Here is a 17,349-nt window from a genome sequence, read left to right on the forward strand (position 1 = left end):
TTGTTACACATCTACCGGGGCTGGGTGTCCGCATTCCGGACACTCGTCGGGAAAAACCGGTTGCGGTTACGGGGAAGGTGTGCAGCGGCCTCGGCGCCGTGTGCGCACGCCGATGCGCACCCGCACGCGCCGTCCGCCTCCGGGGAACGCGTGCCGTGAAACGGCCGCCCCGCGAAGCCCGTTCGTCAGCGATCCGTCCGGCGTGGCCGGAATGCACCTCCGCAGCAGGGTAGTGCGCATCCCCGGACCGTGCGGCTCCTGCAACCAAGTGAAGGGTTTTCCCTATCCCGCCGTGTACACGTCAGGGCCGGGCGCCCCGTCTCGCGGAACGCCCGGCCCTGATGCAGATGGCCGGAAATCAGCCGTGCTTGGCGCGGCTCGCGGCGCGGGCCCGCTCGCGCTGGTCCAGGACGACCTTGCGGATGCGGACCGCCTCCGGCGTCACCTCGACGCACTCGTCGTCGCGGCAGAACTCCAGGGACTGCTCGAGCGACAGCTTGCGCGGCGGCACGATCGACTCGGCGATGTCGGCCGTGGCGGAGCGGATGTTGGTGAGCTTCTTCTCCTTGGTGATGTTGACGTCCATGTCGTCGGAGCGGGAGTTCTCGCCGACGATCATGCCCTCGTACACCTCGGTGCCCGGCTCCACGAACAGCGTGCCGCGCTCCTGCAGGTTCGTCATCGCGAACGCGGTGACCGTGCCGGAGCGGTCGGCGACCAGCGAGCCGTTGTTACGGGTCTGCAGCGGGCCCGCCCACGGCTCGAAGCCCTCGTGGATGGAGTGGCCGATGCCCGTGCCGCGGGTGCTGGTCAGGAACTCGGTGCGGAAGCCGATGAGCCCGCGGGAGGGCACGACGAACTCCATGCGGACCCAGCCGGAGCCGTGGTTGGACATGTTGTCCATACGGCCCTTGCGGACGCCCATGAGCTGGGTGACCGCGCCCATGTGCTCCTCGGGCACGTCGATCGTCATGCGCTCGAACGGCTCGTGCGTCTTGCCGTCGATCTCCTTGGTGACGACCTGCGGCTTGCCGACCGTCAGCTCGTACCCCTCGCGGCGCATGGTCTCGACCAGGATGGCCAGCGCCAGCTCGCCGCGGCCCTGCACCTCCCAGGCGTCCGGGCGGTCGGTGTCCAGCACCCGGAGGCTGACGTTACCGATCAGCTCGCGGTCGAGACGGTCCTTGACCTGGCGGGCGGTGACCTTGCGGTCCTTGACCGTGGCCTTGGCGTTGGCCCCCTTGCCGGTGCCGCCCCTGCCGACCAGCGGCGAGGTGTTCGTACCGATCACCATGGAGATCGCCGGCTCGTCGACCGTGATCAGCGGCAGCGCGACCGGGTTCTCCGGGTCGGCCAGGGTCTCGCCGATCATGATCTCGGGGATGCCGGCGACGGCGCAGATGTCGCCCGGGCCGGCCTTCTCGGCGGGCTTGCGGGTGAGGGCCTCGGTCATCATCAGCTCGCTGATGCGGACGTTGCTGATCGTCCCGTCGCGCTTGATCCAGGCGACGGTCTGGCCCTTGCGCAGCTCGCCCTGCTCGACACGGAGCAGCGCGATACGGCCGAGGAAGTTGTCGGCGTCGAGGTTGGTGACGTGGGCCTGGAGCGGCCCGCCCTCCTCGTAGGTCGGGGCCGGGATGTGCTCCAGGATCGTGGAGAAGAACGGCTCCAGGCTGGTGGAGTCCGCCGGGACCGTGCCGTCCTCCGGCTTGGTCAGCGAGGCGATGCCGTCGCGACCACAGGCGTAGACGATCGGGAACTCGATCTGGTCCTCGTCGGCGTCCAGGTCCAGGAAGAGGTCGTAGGTCTCGTTGACGACCTCGTCGATACGGGCGTCGGGGCGGTCCGTCTTGTTGATGCACAGGATGACGGGCAACCGGGCCTGGAGCGCCTTGCGCAGCACGAAACGGGTCTGCGGCAGCGGGCCCTCGGAGGCGTCGACGAGCAGCACGACGCCGTCGACCATCGACAGACCGCGCTCGACCTCGCCGCCGAAGTCGGCGTGGCCGGGGGTGTCGATGATGTTGATGGTGATGGGTTCCCCGCCGTGCTTGGGGTGGTACTTCACCGCCGTGTTCTTGGCGAGGATCGTGATGCCCTTCTCACGCTCCAGGTCGTTCGAGTCCATGACGCGGTCGTCGACCTGCTCGAGCTGGTGCGCGGCGAAGGCGCCGGCCTGCTTCAGCATGGCGTCGACGATGGTCGTCTTGCCGTGGTCGACGTGCGCGACGATGGCGACGTTGCGGATGTCGTGACGCGTTGCAGTCACAGCCATATTGAGGCGTTCTCCCGGAGTGTGAGGACGGCTGCGCATACCTCCTGGGTACGCGCGCCCTGCCGGGCTGAACGTGCCACGGCCTCACCCCATGGTACGGGGGCGCTGCCGCTTGGGGGCGCCGGGTTACGTCGGTGCAGGTCACGGTGCTTGCGAGGCCCCCGGTGCCGCAGGTGGGCGGGGGGGGGTGGGTCCGCAGCCCGGCGCCACGGGGTCCTCCCCCAAGCTCTTCGAGCAGGGGGCGCACCGGCGCCCACCCGTGCCCCGTCCGGGGTCCCCCAGGCCGTCGGGGCGCCGGGGGAGGCGCGACCGCCCGCAGCTAGCGCTGTGACCGGAAAGGTTCACCGGCTCGCGACGCCCGGCACGGCACTAGGAGGCGCTCGGTGAGGGTTTCGCGGCCTTCTTCAGGTAGCCCATGTCCTCGTACACCGGGGTCTCGAAGCCCCATGAACCGGCGTTGGCCAGGTTGGTGCGGGTCGCCGTGAGCTGGGGGCGCTGGTAGAGGGGGATCGAGGCCGACGTGGCCCAGATGTGGGCGTCGGCCTTGCGGACCAGGTCCCGTTCCTCGTCCTCGTCCAGCGTGGCGATCGCCTGGTCGAAGAGCTGGTCCACCTGGTCGGTGCCGACCCGGGTGTAGTTCTGCTCGACGCTCAGGGAGCCGTCCGCCGCCGGGACCGGCTTGGCGAAGATCGGCCGGGCGTCGGTGGCGGGGAACGCGGTCGCGGGCCAGGAGTACAGCGCCAGGTCGTAGTCCCCGGACGCGATGTGGTCCTTGAAGTAGCTGTTGTCGGGGACGGTGGTGATCTCCGTGCTGATCCCGACCTTCTCCAGCATGCGGGCGATGCGGTCACCGACGGTCCGCAGCGTCTTCGAACCCGGCCCGGAGGGCAGCACGAACCGCAGCTGCAGCGCCTTGCCGTCCCTGGCGAGCACCCCGGAGGCGGCACCGCCCGGAGCGGCCGTGCCCTTGGGCGCGTACGCCCCCGGCGCCCCGCCCGGACGCCGGCCGTGCTCCCGGCGGCGCTCGGCTTCGAGGTGCCTGCCCGCCCCTTCGTCGGCGGGCTTGTTCGCGTGGTCGCGGGGGTCGTGGGCGGGCGGCTTGTCGTCCTGGCCGACGGTGCCGGCGCCGTCGGTGGCCGTGCCGTCCCCGGGCCGCGCCGTGTGGCCCTCGGCCCCGGCCACGCCCTTCTTCTTTTTCTGCTCTCCCTTGACCGGGCCGCCGGGCACCCAGCCCGCCTCGGTCAGCAGCGCCTGGGCCTGGGCGGTGTCCTGTTTGCCGAGAGAGCCGCTGTTGTCCTGGTAGGCGTCCTGTCCGGCGAGCGCGAGATGGCTGCCGACCGGCACGGCGGGCAGCCCGAGCGGCTTGAGGACCAGCCCGGCCAGCTCGGTGCGGTCCAGGGCGCGGGCCACCGCCCGGCGCACCCGCTCGTCGGCGAGCGGGCCCCGGGAGCCGTTGAGGGCGAGCTGGGTGTAGGCGGGTTCCAGGGACTTGCGGACCACGAAGCCGCGCAGGTCCTGCTGCTGCGCGGCGCCGGGCGCGCCCGGGTCACCGCCGGTGGTGGCGGAGGGGCCCTGAAGCGGCTTGCTGCCCTTGTCGCGGGCGGCGAGGGTGATCCGCTGCGCGTCCTCCGGGTCGACCTCCGCCATGTCGACCTTGCCGTCGGCGAGCGCGGCGGCCCGCTGGTCGAGCGGCACGGCCACGAGCACGATCCGGGAGAGCTTGGCGGGCCGTCCCCACCAGCGCGGATTGCGGGCGAGGGTGACCTCGCCGCCCTTGTGGTCCACCTTGGCGAGGGAGAAGGGCCCGGCGGTGACCTTCAGGCCACGTCGCGCGGCGTCGTTGAAGCTGTCCGGGGTGCCCGTGACGTCCTTCGGGTACAGCGGGGAGAACAGCGACCGCCAGTCGGCGTACGGCTTGGCGAAGGTGACCTTGACCTCGAGGTTGTTCGCGCCGCGCTCCACCTTCTCGATGCGGTCGTAGCCGGCGTTGCGGGCGGTCCAGTAGGCGTTGTCCTTGCCGGCGAGGGCGCGCCACTGGGCGGCGAAGTCGTCAGCGCCGATCTCCCGGCCGTCGCTCCAGACGGCCTGCTGGTTGAGGCGGTAGACGACGACCTGCTTGGGCTCGGTCGACACCACCTTGGCGGACTCGAGGAAGTCCGGATCGCGCTGCGGACGGCCGTGCGCGTCCAGCCGGAACAGCGAGGGCAGGACGGCACCCGCGACCCGGGTGGTGGCGGCGTCGGCGTCGGCCTGGAAGGTGTTCAGGGTCTCGGGCACGGCGTCGACGGCCCAGCGCACGGTGCCGCCGTCGGCGACGAGGGAGCGGGCGGCGGGAGCGATGTCCTGCGCGGCGACCGGCTTGCTCTGCTGTTCGTCGTCGGCGCTGCAGGCCGCGAGCGCAGAGGCCGCGAGGGCTCCCGCGGTGAGGAAAGCGACCGAGCGCAGTACCGCGCGCGGTCCGACGCCGTCGTGGGACATCACGTCTACCTCCGAGGGGCCGCTCCGCGGATGAGCGGGCTTAGGGCGATATGATCCGGTTTGGGAGTATTCAGGGTATTTGGAGCTGATCAGATGTATGCGCCCACTGAAGAGGAAGGAGGCCGACAGGATGCGGCGACACGGCGACACGGCCGGGCGGTCTCACCCGGATGGCGCATTCGGCGGCACATCCGGCCCTCCGCCCCTTCGCCCCCGGAGTGGCAGGAGATTCGAAAACGCACCCGCACACACCCCCGTGAGTCGGCCAATCGCTGCATGTCCCTTCCCTCCGGTTGGTGTGACGCGCAACACTCGCAGGCGCATGAGCGTTGCCACCCGGTCCGAGGGATCCGCGGAAGCGAGGTCACGTCATGTCCGTGCACGACGAATTGACATCGGTGCAACGCTGCCTCGACGACCTGTGCCGGTCGGTGGGGCGGCTGGAGCGGCAGATCGGCAGCGGCGGGCTCGACATCCGCCGCGTCCGCACCGACACCGACCACCTGCGCGAGAGCGTGGCGCTGCTGCGCGAGGCGGCCAGTGCGGCAGGCACCGTGCGGCGGCCCGATCTCGTCACCATCCCCGACACCCCGTACGACACCACCCTGTGGACGGACTCGGACGACGAGGGACTCGGCGCCCGCGACCGGCACGCCCCCTGACGAAGAAGGTGCGTCCCAAGTTGGCCACTGGCACCGAACCCCCCGACACCCACGTCCCCGCGCCCGGCGGCGAGCGGACCGGCAGGCGCGCCGCGATCCCCGGGCGCCACCTGCGCACCGACCGCTGGTGGCTGGCCCCGGCCGGCACCGTCGCCGGACTGCTGGCCTTCGTCGTGTACTCGACCTGGCGCGCCTTCGCCGACGCGCACTACTACGCGGCGCCGTACGTCTCGCCGTTCTACTCGCCGTGCCTGGCGGAGCGGTGCCGGACCATGCACGCGGGGCCCAACGCGGACCTCTTCGGCAGCTGGTGGGCGATCTCCCCGGCGATCATCATCCTGATCTTCCCGCTGGGCTTCCGCCTGACCTGCTACTACTACCGAAAGGCCTACTACCGCGGCTTCTGGGCGTCCCCCCCGGCCTGCGCGGTGGCGGAGCCGCACGGGAAGTACACCGGCGAGACCCGCTTCCCGCTGATCCTGCAGAACCTCCACCGGTACTTCTTCTACGCGGCGCTCCTGGTGGCGGGCGTCCTCACCTACGACACCGTGCTCGCCTTCCGCGACCGGCACTACCACTGGGGCCACATGGGGCTCGGCACCCTGGTCTTCCTGGTGAACATCGCGCTGATCTGGGCGTACACCCTCTCCTGCCACTCCTGCCGGCACATCGTCGGCGGAAAGCTCAAGCACTTCTCCCGGCACCCGGTGCGGTACCGGGCGTGGGTGTTCATCAGCCGGCTCAACGCCCGGCACATGCTGCTGGCGTGGGCGTCCCTGGTCAGCGTGGCCCTCGCCGACTTCTACGTGTACCTGGTGGCGTCCGGCGTCTTCGCCGATCCGCGCTTCTTCTGACGACAGTGAGGCCTTGTGATGACCGTGGTCGACCGGCAGGAGTGGGACGTGGTCGTGGTCGGAGCCGGCGGCGCCGGGCTGCGCGCCGCCATCGAGGCCCGCGAGCGCGGCGCCCGCACGGCCGTGATCTGCAAGTCGCTGTTCGGCAAGGCGCACACGGTGATGGCGGAGGGCGGCATCGCCGCGGCGATGGGCAACGCCAACCCGCACGACAACTGGCAGGTGCACTTCCGCGACACCATGCGCGGCGGGAAGTTCCTCAACCAGTGGCGGATGGCCGAACTGCACGCGCGCGAGGCGCCCGACCGCGTCTGGGAGCTGGAGACCTGGGGCGCCCTGTTCGACCGTACCCAGGACGGCAGGATCTCCCAGCGCAACTTCGGCGGCCACGAGTACCCGCGCCTCGCGCACGTCGGTGACCGCACGGGGCTGGAACTGATCCGCACGCTCCAGCAGAAGGTGGTCGCGCTCCAGCAGGAGGACAAGGAGGAGACCGGCGACTACGAGTCCCGGCTGAAGGTGTTCCAGGAGTGCACGGTCACCCGGATCCTCAAGGACACCGCATCCGACAACGGCTCCGCCGCGGGCCGGGTGTCGGGCGTCTTCGCCTACGAGCGCGAGTCCGGCCGCTTCTTCGTCCTCGAGGCGCCCGCGGTCGTGATCGCGACGGGCGGCATCGGCAAGTCCTTCAAGGTGACGTCGAACTCCTGGGAGTACACCGGCGACGGGCACGCGCTGGCGCTGCTCGCCGGGGCACCACTGCTGAACATGGAGTTCGTGCAGTTCCACCCGACCGGCATGGTCTGGCCTCCGTCGGTGAAGGGCATCCTCGTCACCGAGTCGGTGCGCGGCGACGGCGGGGTGCTGATGAACGCGGACGGCACGCGGTTCATGTTCGACTACATCCCCGACGTCTTCAAGGAGAAGTACGCGGAGACGGAGGCGGAGGCCGACCGCTGGTACGACGACCCGGACGGCAACCGCCGCCCGCCCGAGCTGCTGCCCCGGGACGAGGTGGCGCGCGCCATCAACGCCGAGGTGAAGGCGGGCCGGGGCTCCCCGCACGGCGGGGTCTTCCTGGACGTGTCGACGCGCATGCCCGCCGAGGTCGTCCGGCGCCGGCTGCCGTCGATGTACCACCAGTTCAAGGAGCTGGCGGACGTCGACATCACCGCCGAGGCGATGGAGGTCGGGCCGACCTGCCACTACGTGATGGGCGGCGTCGCGGTCGACTCGGACACGGCGGCGGCCCGCGGGGTCACGGGCCTGTACGCGGCCGGGGAGGTGGCCGGCGGCATGCACGGCTCCAACCGGCTGGGCGGCAACTCGCTCTCCGACCTGCTGGTGTTCGGGCGCCGGGCCGGTCTGCACGCGGCGCAGTACGCCATGGAACTGGCCGAGCGGCCCCGCGTGGACGACGTCCAGGTGGACACGGCGGCGGCCGAGGCGCTGCGCCCGTTCTCGGCGGAGGGCCCGGCGCCCGGCGAGGACGTCCGGGAGGAGGGCCGCCCGTCGGAGAACCCGTACACCCTGCACCAGGAACTCCAGCAGACCATGAACGACCTGGTCGGCATCATCCGCCGCGAGCCGGAGATGCAGCAGGCGCTGAAGAAGCTGGCGGAGCTGCGGGTGCGGGCGCGCCGGGCGGGCGTCGAGGGGCACCGCCAGTACAACCCGGGCTGGCATCTGGCGCTGGACCTGCGGAACATGCTGCTGGTCAGCGAGTGCGTGGCGCGGGCCGCGCTGGAGCGCACGGAGTCGCGCGGCGGTCACACCCGCGAGGACTTCCCGTCGATGGACCGCGCGTGGCGGCGCGTCAACCTGCTGTGCCGGCTCACCGACCCGACGGGGGGCCTGGCGGCGACGGACCCGGTCCGAGGCCAGATCGCGCTCACCCGGGAGACCACCGACCCCATCCGCCCCGACCTGCTCGCCCTCTTCGAGAAGGAGGAGCTGGTGAAGTACCTGGCCGAAGAGGAGCTGTACGAATGAGCAGCTACGAAGCCCGCTTCAAGGTGTGGCGGGGCGATGCGGGCGGTGGCGGCCTGGAGGACTTCAAGGTCGAGGTCAACGACGGCGAGGTGGTACTGGACATCATCCACCGTCTGCAGGCCACCCAGGCCCCGGACCTCGCGGTGCGCTGGAACTGCAAGGCCGGCAAGTGCGGTTCCTGCTCGGCGGAGATCAACGGACGGCCGCGGCTGATGTGCATGACGCGGATGTCGGTGTTCGACCGGGAGGAAACGATCACCGTCACCCCCCTGCGCACCTTCCCGGTGATCCGCGACCTGGTGACGGACGTCGGCTTCAACTACGTCAAGGCGCGCGAGGTCCCGGCCTTCGTCCCGCCCGCCGGGCTGGGCCCGGGCGAGTACCGCATGATGCAGGAGGACGTGGACCGCTCGCAGGAGTTCCGCAAGTGCATCGAGTGCTTCCTGTGCCAGAACACCTGCCATGTGGTGCGCGACCACGAGGAGAACAAGCAGGCGTTCGCGGGGCCGCGGTACCTGATGCGGGTCGCGGAACTGGACATGCATCCGCTGGACGCGGCGGCCGAGCGGGGCCTGGACCGCAAGCGCACGGCCCAGGACGAACACGGCCTCGGCTACTGCAACATCACCAAGTGCTGCACGGAGGTCTGCCCCGAGGGCATCAGGATCACGGACAACGCCCTGATCCCGCTGAAGGAACGGGCGGTCGACCGCAAGTACGACCCGCTGGTGTGGCTGGGCTCGAAGATCGGGAGGCGTTCTTCGTAGCGGCGGGATCCCGGGGGCGGCCGGGGTGCCGGGCCGGCATCTGCACCGCCGCGCGGCGGACCACAGCCCGAAGCCCGGGGCCGCGAGGGGCATATGGGCGAAGGGGGCCTCGTCGAGGGGGCCGAGGAACACGTGACCGGACATGCCGACGGCGCTCACCGGCGTGCCGTGTCCCCCCAGCTTCGGCCGCATGATCCTGCGCCCGCCCCACCGCGGCACCCGGCCCGTCGCGATCGCGGCGACCCCCCGTCGCCGCGTCCGCGGCCAGCGCCGACGCGGCCACCCCCACCAGCGCCCAGGGCATGCCGGTCATCGTGCTGGGCACCGTCGTACGAACTCCGGTGCTCGTTCGAGGCCGTCTTCCGCGATGCCCGGCATCGGCGCCGGATCCCGGCAGTCGCCGTCGAGGAGGCCGAGGGGGCCCGCCACCGGAGACGGGTGCAGGGCGGGGCGGTACAGGCGCAGCCGGTCCTCGTCCAGCCCGTCGGTGCGCGGGGCGCCGCGACGGGGGCCGAAGGGGAGCCGGAGCAGGGCGTGCTCCCCCTCGGCGTCGAAGGTGCGGGGGGTGCGGGCGGGCGTCATGAGGACGCGCGTTCGGCGCGCCGTCCCAGCGACTGCAGTACTCCGCCGCAGATCATCAGGGGCAGGCCGACCGCGAAGAGGATGTCGAGGACGGTGAGGTCGCGCACGGTGGAGGCGTAGCGGCACAACCCCGTGCCGGCGGCGAAGAGCAGCGCTCCGGGGCCCCACAGACGCGGCCGCAGCACCTCCCCCCGCGCCCAGGGTGCGACCCGGCCGGTCGTGAGGACCAGGACGCCCGCTACGGCGTAGAGCACCACGAGCACGTACACGGCGATCAGTGAGGTGATGTGCAGCATCGAGCCCCCGGAGTCCATTGTCCTGATCATGGCACCAACCACTGGGGAGGACCAGATCCGCCCCCTGTACATCAGGCGCCGCACCCCGGTCGCGGTGCAGCGTATTCAGCCATACGCTCCGAAATGTGACGCCGCCCCACCGTCGACGCCGGCCGCGCCTGGCCGCCGTGTTCCGAGCCGTGCGGAGGGTGCCTGTCGTGTTCGCGGTGGTGCTGGCCCCGCACCACGTCTCCACCGGGGATCTGGTGCTGCCGCTGGTCGCCGCGGTCGCCGCCGTCGCCGTGGCGTCGTACGCGTCGGTGCGGCGCCGGTTGCGCACGGCGACCCGTACGACGCCGGGCGGGGTGCTGCCCACCGTCGTACCGCTGGACGAACTCGACCGGCGATCGGGGCGGTTGCTCGTCGAGACGGACGACTGTGTGCGCACCAGCCGGGAGGAACTGCGGCAGGCGGCCGAGGCGTTCGGGGGCGAGGCGGTACGGGAGTGCGGCGAGGCGGTGGAGTTCGCCGCGGCTCAGCTGGCACAGGCGTGTCGGCTGCGGCAGCGGTTCGACGACGGGGAGAGCCCGGCGCGGGGGCTGCTGGAGGAGATCGTCGAACGGTGCGAGGCGGCCGGGCGGCGGCTGGACGCCCGGGCGCCCGGGTTGGACCGGATCCGCGCGCTGGAGCGGACCGCGCCCGAGGCGCTCGAGCGTGCCGGGGCGCGGCTGCGGGAGGTGGCGGCCCGGGTCCCGGACACGGAGCGCACGCTCGCCGGGATGCGCGCGCGGTACGCCCTGTCGGCCCGTCTGCCGGTGGCGGGCCACGACGAACAGGCCAAGGACCGGCTGCTGTTCGCCACGGCCGTCCTGGGCCGGGCGAGGCAGGCGCTGCGGGACGGCGTGACGGACGACGCGGTGGCGCTGCTGCGCGCCGCCGAGGCCGCGACCGGCCAGGCAACGGTCCTCCTGGACGGTGTGGTCCGGCTCGCGGCGGAGCTGACGGCGGCGACGGACCGCCTGCCCGCGGCCCTGACCGACGTGGAGGCCGGTCTGGCGGAGGCCCGCGGGCTCCTGGGCACGGACACCGCCCGGGCGATCGCCCACGGGGAGTCGGTGGTGGCGCGGGTACGCGAGGAGAGGGACGAGGAGGGGCGGTTCGACCCCGTGGGCGCGCTGCGGCGCATCGAGCAGGTGGCCGTGGGGCTGGACCGGGCCGTGCACCGGGTGGCGCGGGGTCCGGGGGCGCGGGCACGGCTCGAGCGGGCCGTGCTCGTCGCCCGCAGTACCGTCGGGGCGGCCGCCGACCGGGTGACCACGCACCGCGGGGCCGTCGGCTGGGAGGCGCGGACGCGGCTCGCGGAGGCCGAGCGGCGGCTGAGCGCCGCGGTGGCCACCGCTGTGCCGCCCGCGCCCGCCGACGCGCTCGCCGACGCCCGCGAGGCCGACGTACTCGCCCGGGAGGCCCGCCGGCTCGCGGAGCGGGACGTACGGGCGTACGGGACGCCGTACGGCGAGGGCCTGTGGACGGGCGGCGCCCGGCTCGGCGGCATCCTGCTCGAGGCGCGGCACCACCCGGGCGGCGTCGGACCCGCGAGCTTCGGCGGGCCTGCCACCCGGGGGCGCAGGGACGGCGGCGGGCTGTTCCGGACGGCACCGGCCGGGAACGGGTCCCCGCCCGAAACGGACCCGGCGTCTAGAACAGACTCAGCAACGCCTCCGCCGGGTCCGTGACACCGCCCTCACCGCCCGGCAGCGGGAGTTCGAACCACACCGTCTTGCCGCGCGGCGTACGGCGCGAACCCCACGCCGCGGAGAGCATGCCGACCAGTTGCAGCCCACGGCCGCCCTCGTCCGTGTCCCGGGCGCGGCGGCGGCGCGGCTGGACGAGCCCCGCGTCCCACACCTCGCACACCAGCGTCCGGTCCAGGAGCAGCCGGAGCCTGATCTCGCCCTCGCCGTAGCGCAACGCGTTGGTGACCAGCTCGCTGACGAGGAGTTCGGTGGTGTCGACGAGCGGTTCGAGGTCCCAGCCGAGCAGCCGGCCGCGCGCGTACTCCCGGGCCCGGCCGACGCTGCGGGGCTCGCGGGGCAGCGTCCAGTCGCCGACGGAGCCGGACGGCAGCCCCTGTACACGTGCCATCAGCAACGCGATGTCGTCCTCGCCGTGATGCGTGTCGAGGGTGTTGAGGACCTGGTCGCAGACGTCCTCCAGCGGCTGGGACGGGTCGGTGAGGGCGCCGACGAACGCCTGCAGTCCCTCGTCCAGGGGGTGGTCCCGGGACTCCACCAGGCCGTCCGTGTAGAGCGCGAGGAGCGCGCCCTCGGGGAGTTCGACCTCCACCTCCTCGAACGGCTCGCCGCCCACGCCGAGGGGCATTCCGGGCGGCACGTCCAGCATCAGCGCGGACTCCCCCGGTTCGACGAGCACCGGCGGGAGGTGGCCCGCGTTGGCGAAGGTGCAGCGGCGCGTCACCGAGTCGTAGACCGCGTACACGCAGGTCGCGAGGTAGATCTCGGACAGGTCCGCCTCGCGGGGGCGGCGGGCGGCGCGGGTGGCCTGCTGGACGCCTCCGGGTGCGCCGAGGCCGCGCGCGATCTCGTCCAGTTGCGCGAGGACTTCGGCCGGTTCGAGGTCGAGCTGGGCCAAGGTCCGTACGGCGGTGCGGAGTTCGCCCATGGCGACGGCGGCGCGCAGACCGCGGCCCATGACGTCGCCGACGACCAACGCGGTGCGGTGACCGGGGAGTTCGATGACGTCGAACCAGTCGCCGCCGACCTCGCTCGGCCGCCCGGTGGCCGCGTTGCCCGGCAGGTACCGGCAGGCGATGTCCAGTCCCGAGGCCTCGGGGTCGCCCGGCGGCAGCAGGGAGCGCTGCAGGATCAGCGCCCGTTCGTGCTCGCGGCGGTACAGGCGCGCGTTGTCGATGCAGACGGCGGCACGCGCGGCGAGCTCCACGGCCAGCGCGCGGTCGCGTTCCCCGAACGGCTCGCTGCCCTTCGTACGGGAGAACTGCGCGAGGCCGACCACGGTGTCGTGGGCGACCATCGGGACCGCGAGGGTGGACTGGATCAGGCCGCCGTCCGCGGCGGAGAGGTGCCGGGGACTCGCGGTACGCAGGGCGTCGGCGCACTCGGAGTTGAAGGCGAAGTGGTGCACCGCGCCGACCTCGACGGGCGCGGGCCCGCCGGCCAGGGGCGCGTCCGAGACGGCGCTGGCGAATGCCACGCGGCGCAGCTCGGCGCTGCCGTCGGGCAGGCCGGGCGGGGTCTCGTCGCCGGCCAGGAGTCCCTGGTAGAGGTCGACGGTGGCGAGGTCGCAGAAGCCGGGGACGACGACGTCGAGGAGTTCCCGCGCGGTGGTCTCCAGGTCGAGGGAGTTGCCGATGCGGGCGCCGGCCTCGTTCAGCAGGGCGAGGTTGCGGCGGGCGGCGGCGGCCTCGCGGGCGGCGGCGCGGCGCGCGGTGATGTCGGTTCCGAGCCAGGCGATCCCGATGGGCCGGCCGCTGCCGCTGTGCACCCGGTAGAGGTTGACGGACCAGTGCTTGCGGTCGTCGGAGCCGGGGACGAACCCCGTGATGTGCATGTCCGTGATGGACTGGCCGGTCTCCAGGACGCGCCGCAGCGTGGCGGTGACGCGGTCGGCCTCCGGGGACGCCAGGTAGTCGTGGACGGTGCGGCCGCGGTGGCCGGCGGGCGTGCCGCCGAACGTGGAGGCGAACCGCTCGTTGGCACGGCGCACCCGCAGGTCGGTGTCGATCAGCAGGAAGCCGAAGGGAGATTGACCGAATATGGCCTGCGAGGCGGCGAGGTCGGTCTCGATGCTGCGGAGGGTGCGGGCATCGACGATGATGCACACGGCACCCTGTTCGCCGACCTCGGTCGTGGTGGGCATCACGTAGACCTCGGCCAGCCCCTCGGTCCGCTCCGCGTCGGGCAGCCGGAAGGGGATGACGCCGGTCCACTCGCGGCCGTCCAGGATCTCGGCCATCTTGCGCTGGCCTCGCTCACGCAGGTCCGGGGCGACGAACGCCTCGATGGGGTCCATGCCCACGGCCCGCTCGGCGGGGATGCCGAAGAGACGCTCCGCCCTCAGGCTCCACTGGTCGACGAGCCCGTCGGGGCCGAGGGAGAACGAGGCGACCTTGATGTAGTCGTAGATGGAGCCGGGCGGACTGCTCTGCCACAGGGGTCCGCCCGCCGGGTCGCGAGGTTCGACGGCCGCGGTGGCGTCGACCGCGGCCCCGTCCCTCGCGCCGTCCGACGGGTCCTCGGACTCCGTGGCCTTCGCTGGTATCTCGCTCACGCGAACCGTCCCCTCCAGCTCACCGCGTCCGGCACCGGTCACCGGGGGCGGCTGCCCGCAGTATCCAGCACTACGGTGCCGCACAACACGGTGTTCACGATCACAGCACGATCCCGATGGTTTTTGGACCGGCCGGGCCATACTCCCAGTCTTCTAACCAGGTGGTGCCCGCTCGAACCACAGAACGTCGCCCGCGCTGGTGGCTCGATCCGATCGGTCGGTGCGCACCCCGCCGACCGCGCGGGTGGCGCGCTGCCGTGCACCGGGTGAGTGCGGTCAGCGGGGAACCGCGAGCTCGAACCAGACCGTCTTTCCGGTGTCCGCCGGCCGGGTGCCCCAGCGGCGCGAGGAGTGGGCGACCAGCTGCAGTCCGCGGCCGTCCTCCTCGTCGGAGCGGGCCTTGCGTTCGTGGGGGAAGTCGGGCAGCGGGTCGGAGACCTCGACGAGCAGGGTGGGGAGGGGGCCGACGGCCCGGACGAGGCGGACGCCGATGGGGCCCGTGGCGTGCCGCATCGAGTTGGTGACCAGCTCACTGACCAGCAGCGCGGCGACATCGCCCAGTTCGTCCAGACCCCAGGAGCGCAGCTGGCCCCGGACCACCGCGCGGGCGGTGCGGACCGCACCGGGGTCTGCGGGGAACGTCCACTCGGCGCTTTCGCCTTGGGTGTCGAGCACGCCGATCACTTCCCAGGCCAGAAGCCCACCAACGTCCGGTTCTGTGGGGTCAATGGGCACATACCCGATATCAATGGCGCCTTACCGCGCACTGGGGCGCACTGTGGCACGAACGGCGTATGGGGCGCCAGCCCCTGGAGCAACAACAGTCCCATCCTCACCAGCGGCCGAGGGACCGGGCGCCCCCGCGCCGGGGTGCGACTTGCGGCTTTTCCGCTGGTGGGAACGGCGGCATTCCGGCCTGCGCGACCACGGGGGCCGTTCACAAGGCGGGCACAGCTTTTACCGTATCCATGCACGGGGGTCCGAGTTCACACGGCCGGGGCCCCGCAGCCCGCACGGGCCGGGGCCGGGCGTCGCCACCCGTCCGTGGCCCGCTCGCGGGGCGGGAGTTCGAGGTCGTCCAGGGATCATTCGGGGCTCTGCGGCGCATCCCGGTGCGGCCGCCACACGGCCCGTACGGCTTCGACCGCCGCGACGTCCTGATCGAGCCAGTCGACGTCCCAGACCTGCTCGGGAGTCAGCCAGCGCAGCTCGTCATGGTCCTCGAGGGGCTCGGGGGTGCCGGCGCGGAGACGGGCGGTCCACACACGCAGGACGTACCCGGGCTTCAGGGGCCACTCCCCCGGGACGCGCGCGACCGGCTCCGCGGTGACGCCGAGTTCCTCGCGCAGCTCGCGCACGAGGGCGTGCTCCGGGCTCTCGCCGGGTTCGACCTTGCCGCCGGGCAGCTCCCAGCGGCCCGCGAGTTCCGGGGGTGCGCTGCGGCGGGCGGCCAGGAGGCGGCCGCCGTCCAGCACGGCGGCGCCGACGACCACGATCGGTTGCGTCATGCGCCGGAGCCTACGGGAGCGTGCGACGCGTCACGCGGAGAGGGCGGGTGCGCCTCATGTGCCCCCGTTCTGCCCGATGCGCTCGACCCAGTAGAGCTGTTTGTGGCCGCGGTCGCCGAGGCTGTCCACGATCTTCTGCGCCTCGGCGCGGGTGGCGTACCTGCCCACGCGGTAGCGGTTGCCGTTGTCGTCCTGCCGTATGACGAGCCAGGGAAGAGTGACCGTGCTGTCGTTCATCGCGCCCCACTGCTCCTTCCCGCCCCTGCCCGCCCGAGTCCCGTCCCCGGCTTCCGCCGCGCCCCGCCCACCGAGGAAACCGCGCTGCGCATATGCCCGAGCCTACGCCTTACCTTCACGCAGCGAATCCGACTTCTCACAAAGAGGTACGCAACCAGCCATGACCGAGGGGGTGCGCGCCGTCACACGCGCCCCCTGACGCGCCCCTTGCGCACACAGAGCAGCGCGAAGCGCCGGGGGCCGGGCGACGGGAAACGACCGGATCGCAACGGCGGGAGGGCAGCCCGACGGCTGGGCAACCGGAGTCCGGCAAGGAGGAGTTGGGGACGGCGGGGGGCCGGGTGAGGCCTGAGGCGGCGGGTGGAGGCGGAGTCGGCGGAGGGACTCGCGGAGGCGGGTCGTGCGGTGGAAGCGGGCCGTCCGCGCCGTCTTCGGGCTACTTCACCGGCAGGTGGTACGCCACCCGGTACCTGTCCGCCGGTACCACCACGTCCGCCGTCTCCACCGGGCGACCCGAGGCGTAGAACGTCCGCTGGATGACCAGGACCACATGGCCGGGGACGCCGCCCAGCGCGAGGAGTTCCTCCGCGAGGCCGGGGCGGGCGCCGACCTCCTCCGTGACGTTGTCCACGACCACGTCGATGGCCGCCATCCGCTCCACGACGCCCATACCGCCGAGCGGGCCCTCCTCGGGCAGCATCACGGGAGTGCGCCCGGTCAGCCCGAGCGGCTCCCAGGACGTGGACAGCATCATCGCCTCGCCCGCGTCCCGGAACACGTACTTCGTGCGCATCACCCGGTCACCCGGCTGGATGGCGAGCCGTTCGGCGATCGCGCCGCTCGCCTCCGCCTGCTCGCTGTGCGACTCCCACGTCCCGCGCGCGGAGGCGTCCGCCTGCTCCTGACGGAACGGGGTCGCGCCACTCTCCGGCCGGAACCCGGAGCGGGCGACACGCCGTGGCACCGGCTGCTCCCGGACGTATGTGCCCGACCCGGAGCGGCCCTCCACCAGCCCCTCGGCCATCAGCACCTTGCGCGCCTCCAGGGCGACCGTGTCCGAGACGCCGTACTCCTCGCGGATGCGGGCCTGGGACGGCAGCCGGGTGTGCGGTGGCAGCAGACCGTCGACGATCTTCTTGCGGAGATCACCCGCGACACGCAGATACGCCGGCTGCTCACCGAAAGTCACTGGCCGCTCCCATCAGGTTGTACAGACAGCAACAGCCTGGCAACCGTCGGTTCCCCCACGCAAGCACGGGCCAGAGAATCACCCGATGTGATGACTTCTCCCGGCCGAGGGCTTTACCCAGGCAACTTTCTCCCCGCTATCGACTCGGTCACACCTGCCCCGAACACGGGTGCCGCACACTGCCCATGACAGAGAGTCAGGACGCCGGTCCCGGCCGGGGAGCGT

14 protein-coding genes are annotated in these 17,349 nt (G+C 72.4%); 5 read left to right on the top strand and 9 right to left on the bottom strand.

Annotated features, from left to right (window positions below; all coding sequences use genetic code 11):
- Positions 1 to 358: 358 nt before the first annotated feature.
- Both typA and AC5WS8_RS19890 read right to left on the bottom strand, forming a co-directional pair.
- Positions 359 to 2,275, bottom strand: coding sequence for a translational GTPase TypA (gene typA / locus AC5WS8_RS19885; protein WP_496104750.1), 1,917 nt, complete (start codon positions 2,273 to 2,275; stop codon positions 359 to 361).
- Positions 2,276 to 2,644: 369 nt separating this feature from the next.
- Positions 2,645 to 4,753, bottom strand: a complete 2,109-nt coding sequence (locus tag AC5WS8_RS19890; RefSeq protein ID WP_496104751.1) for an ABC transporter family substrate-binding protein — start codon at positions 4,751 to 4,753, stop codon at positions 2,645 to 2,647.
- 371 nt (positions 4,754 to 5,124) lie between these two features.
- Here AC5WS8_RS19890 and AC5WS8_RS19895 point away from each other — a divergent pair, with 371 nt between their 5' ends.
- The 4 genes from AC5WS8_RS19895 to AC5WS8_RS19910 are packed head-to-tail and all read left to right on the top strand — an operon-like array spanning position 5,125 to position 9,028.
- The gene (locus AC5WS8_RS19895; protein WP_496104752.1) at positions 5,125 to 5,415 is read left to right on the top strand and encodes an Rv0250c family protein; all 291 of its coding nucleotides are present in this window, start codon (positions 5,125 to 5,127) and stop codon (positions 5,413 to 5,415) included.
- A 20-nt stretch (positions 5,416 to 5,435) separates the two neighbouring features.
- Positions 5,436 to 6,269: a succinate dehydrogenase subunit SdhC gene (sdhC, locus tag AC5WS8_RS19900; RefSeq protein ID WP_496104753.1), complete on the top strand. Its 834-nt coding sequence runs from the start codon at positions 5,436 to 5,438 to the stop codon at positions 6,267 to 6,269.
- Between the two features lie 18 nt (positions 6,270 to 6,287).
- Positions 6,288 to 8,261 (top strand): fumarate reductase/succinate dehydrogenase flavoprotein subunit, encoded by a 1,974-nt coding sequence (locus tag AC5WS8_RS19905; RefSeq protein ID WP_496104754.1) that lies wholly within the window; start codon positions 6,288 to 6,290, stop codon positions 8,259 to 8,261.
- A complete protein-coding gene (locus tag AC5WS8_RS19910; RefSeq protein ID WP_496104755.1) occupies positions 8,258 to 9,028 on the top strand; it encodes a succinate dehydrogenase/fumarate reductase iron-sulfur subunit in 771 nt (256 codons plus the stop codon). Before AC5WS8_RS19905 ends, AC5WS8_RS19910 begins: the two co-directional genes overlap by 4 nt.
- A 309-nt stretch (positions 9,029 to 9,337) precedes the next feature.
- On the opposite strand, the gene AC5WS8_RS19915 is transcribed toward AC5WS8_RS19910, so the two are convergent.
- Both AC5WS8_RS19915 and AC5WS8_RS19920 read right to left on the bottom strand, forming a co-directional pair.
- A complete protein-coding gene (locus tag AC5WS8_RS19915; protein ID WP_496104756.1) occupies positions 9,338 to 9,610 on the bottom strand; it encodes a hypothetical protein in 273 nt (90 codons plus the stop codon).
- Positions 9,607 to 9,936 carry a hypothetical protein gene (locus AC5WS8_RS19920; RefSeq protein ID WP_496104757.1) on the bottom strand — a complete coding sequence of 110 codons (330 nt, stop codon included), beginning with the start codon at positions 9,934 to 9,936 and terminating at the stop codon, positions 9,607 to 9,609. The genes AC5WS8_RS19915 and AC5WS8_RS19920 overlap by 4 nt, the downstream gene beginning before the upstream one ends.
- 167 nt (positions 9,937 to 10,103) lie before the next feature.
- Here AC5WS8_RS19920 and AC5WS8_RS19925 point away from each other — a divergent pair, with 167 nt between their 5' ends.
- Positions 10,104 to 11,618: a TPM domain-containing protein gene (locus AC5WS8_RS19925; protein ID WP_496104758.1), complete on the top strand. Its 1,515-nt coding sequence runs from the start codon at positions 10,104 to 10,106 to the stop codon at positions 11,616 to 11,618.
- Here the strand turns inward: AC5WS8_RS19925 and AC5WS8_RS19930 are convergent.
- The 5 genes from AC5WS8_RS19930 to AC5WS8_RS19950 form a co-directional block, all read right to left on the bottom strand.
- On the bottom strand, positions 11,581 to 14,190 hold the full coding sequence (locus AC5WS8_RS19930; RefSeq protein WP_496104759.1) for a SpoIIE family protein phosphatase: 2,610 nt from the start codon (positions 14,188 to 14,190) through the stop codon (positions 11,581 to 11,583). The genes AC5WS8_RS19925 and AC5WS8_RS19930 overlap by 38 nt on opposite strands.
- 276 nt (positions 14,191 to 14,466) lie before the next feature.
- Complete coding sequence (locus AC5WS8_RS19935) at positions 14,467 to 14,925, bottom strand: ATP-binding protein (RefSeq protein ID WP_496104760.1); 459 nt, start codon at positions 14,923 to 14,925, stop codon at positions 14,467 to 14,469.
- Between the two features lie 350 nt (positions 14,926 to 15,275).
- Complete coding sequence (locus tag AC5WS8_RS19940; RefSeq protein WP_496104761.1) at positions 15,276 to 15,698, bottom strand: (deoxy)nucleoside triphosphate pyrophosphohydrolase; 423 nt, start codon at positions 15,696 to 15,698, stop codon at positions 15,276 to 15,278.
- Positions 15,699 to 15,752: 54 nt separating this feature from the next.
- Entirely contained in the window at positions 15,753 to 15,935 is a 183-nt protein-coding gene (locus AC5WS8_RS19945; RefSeq protein ID WP_388991156.1) for an SPOR domain-containing protein, read from the bottom strand.
- A gap of 436 nt (positions 15,936 to 16,371) precedes the next feature.
- The gene (locus tag AC5WS8_RS19950) at positions 16,372 to 17,124 is read right to left on the bottom strand and encodes a GntR family transcriptional regulator (protein ID WP_496104762.1); all 753 of its coding nucleotides are present in this window, start codon (positions 17,122 to 17,124) and stop codon (positions 16,372 to 16,374) included.
- Positions 17,125 to 17,349 lie beyond the last annotated feature (225 nt).

It is taken from the genome of Streptomyces sp. PTL18, from assembly GCF_059510295.1.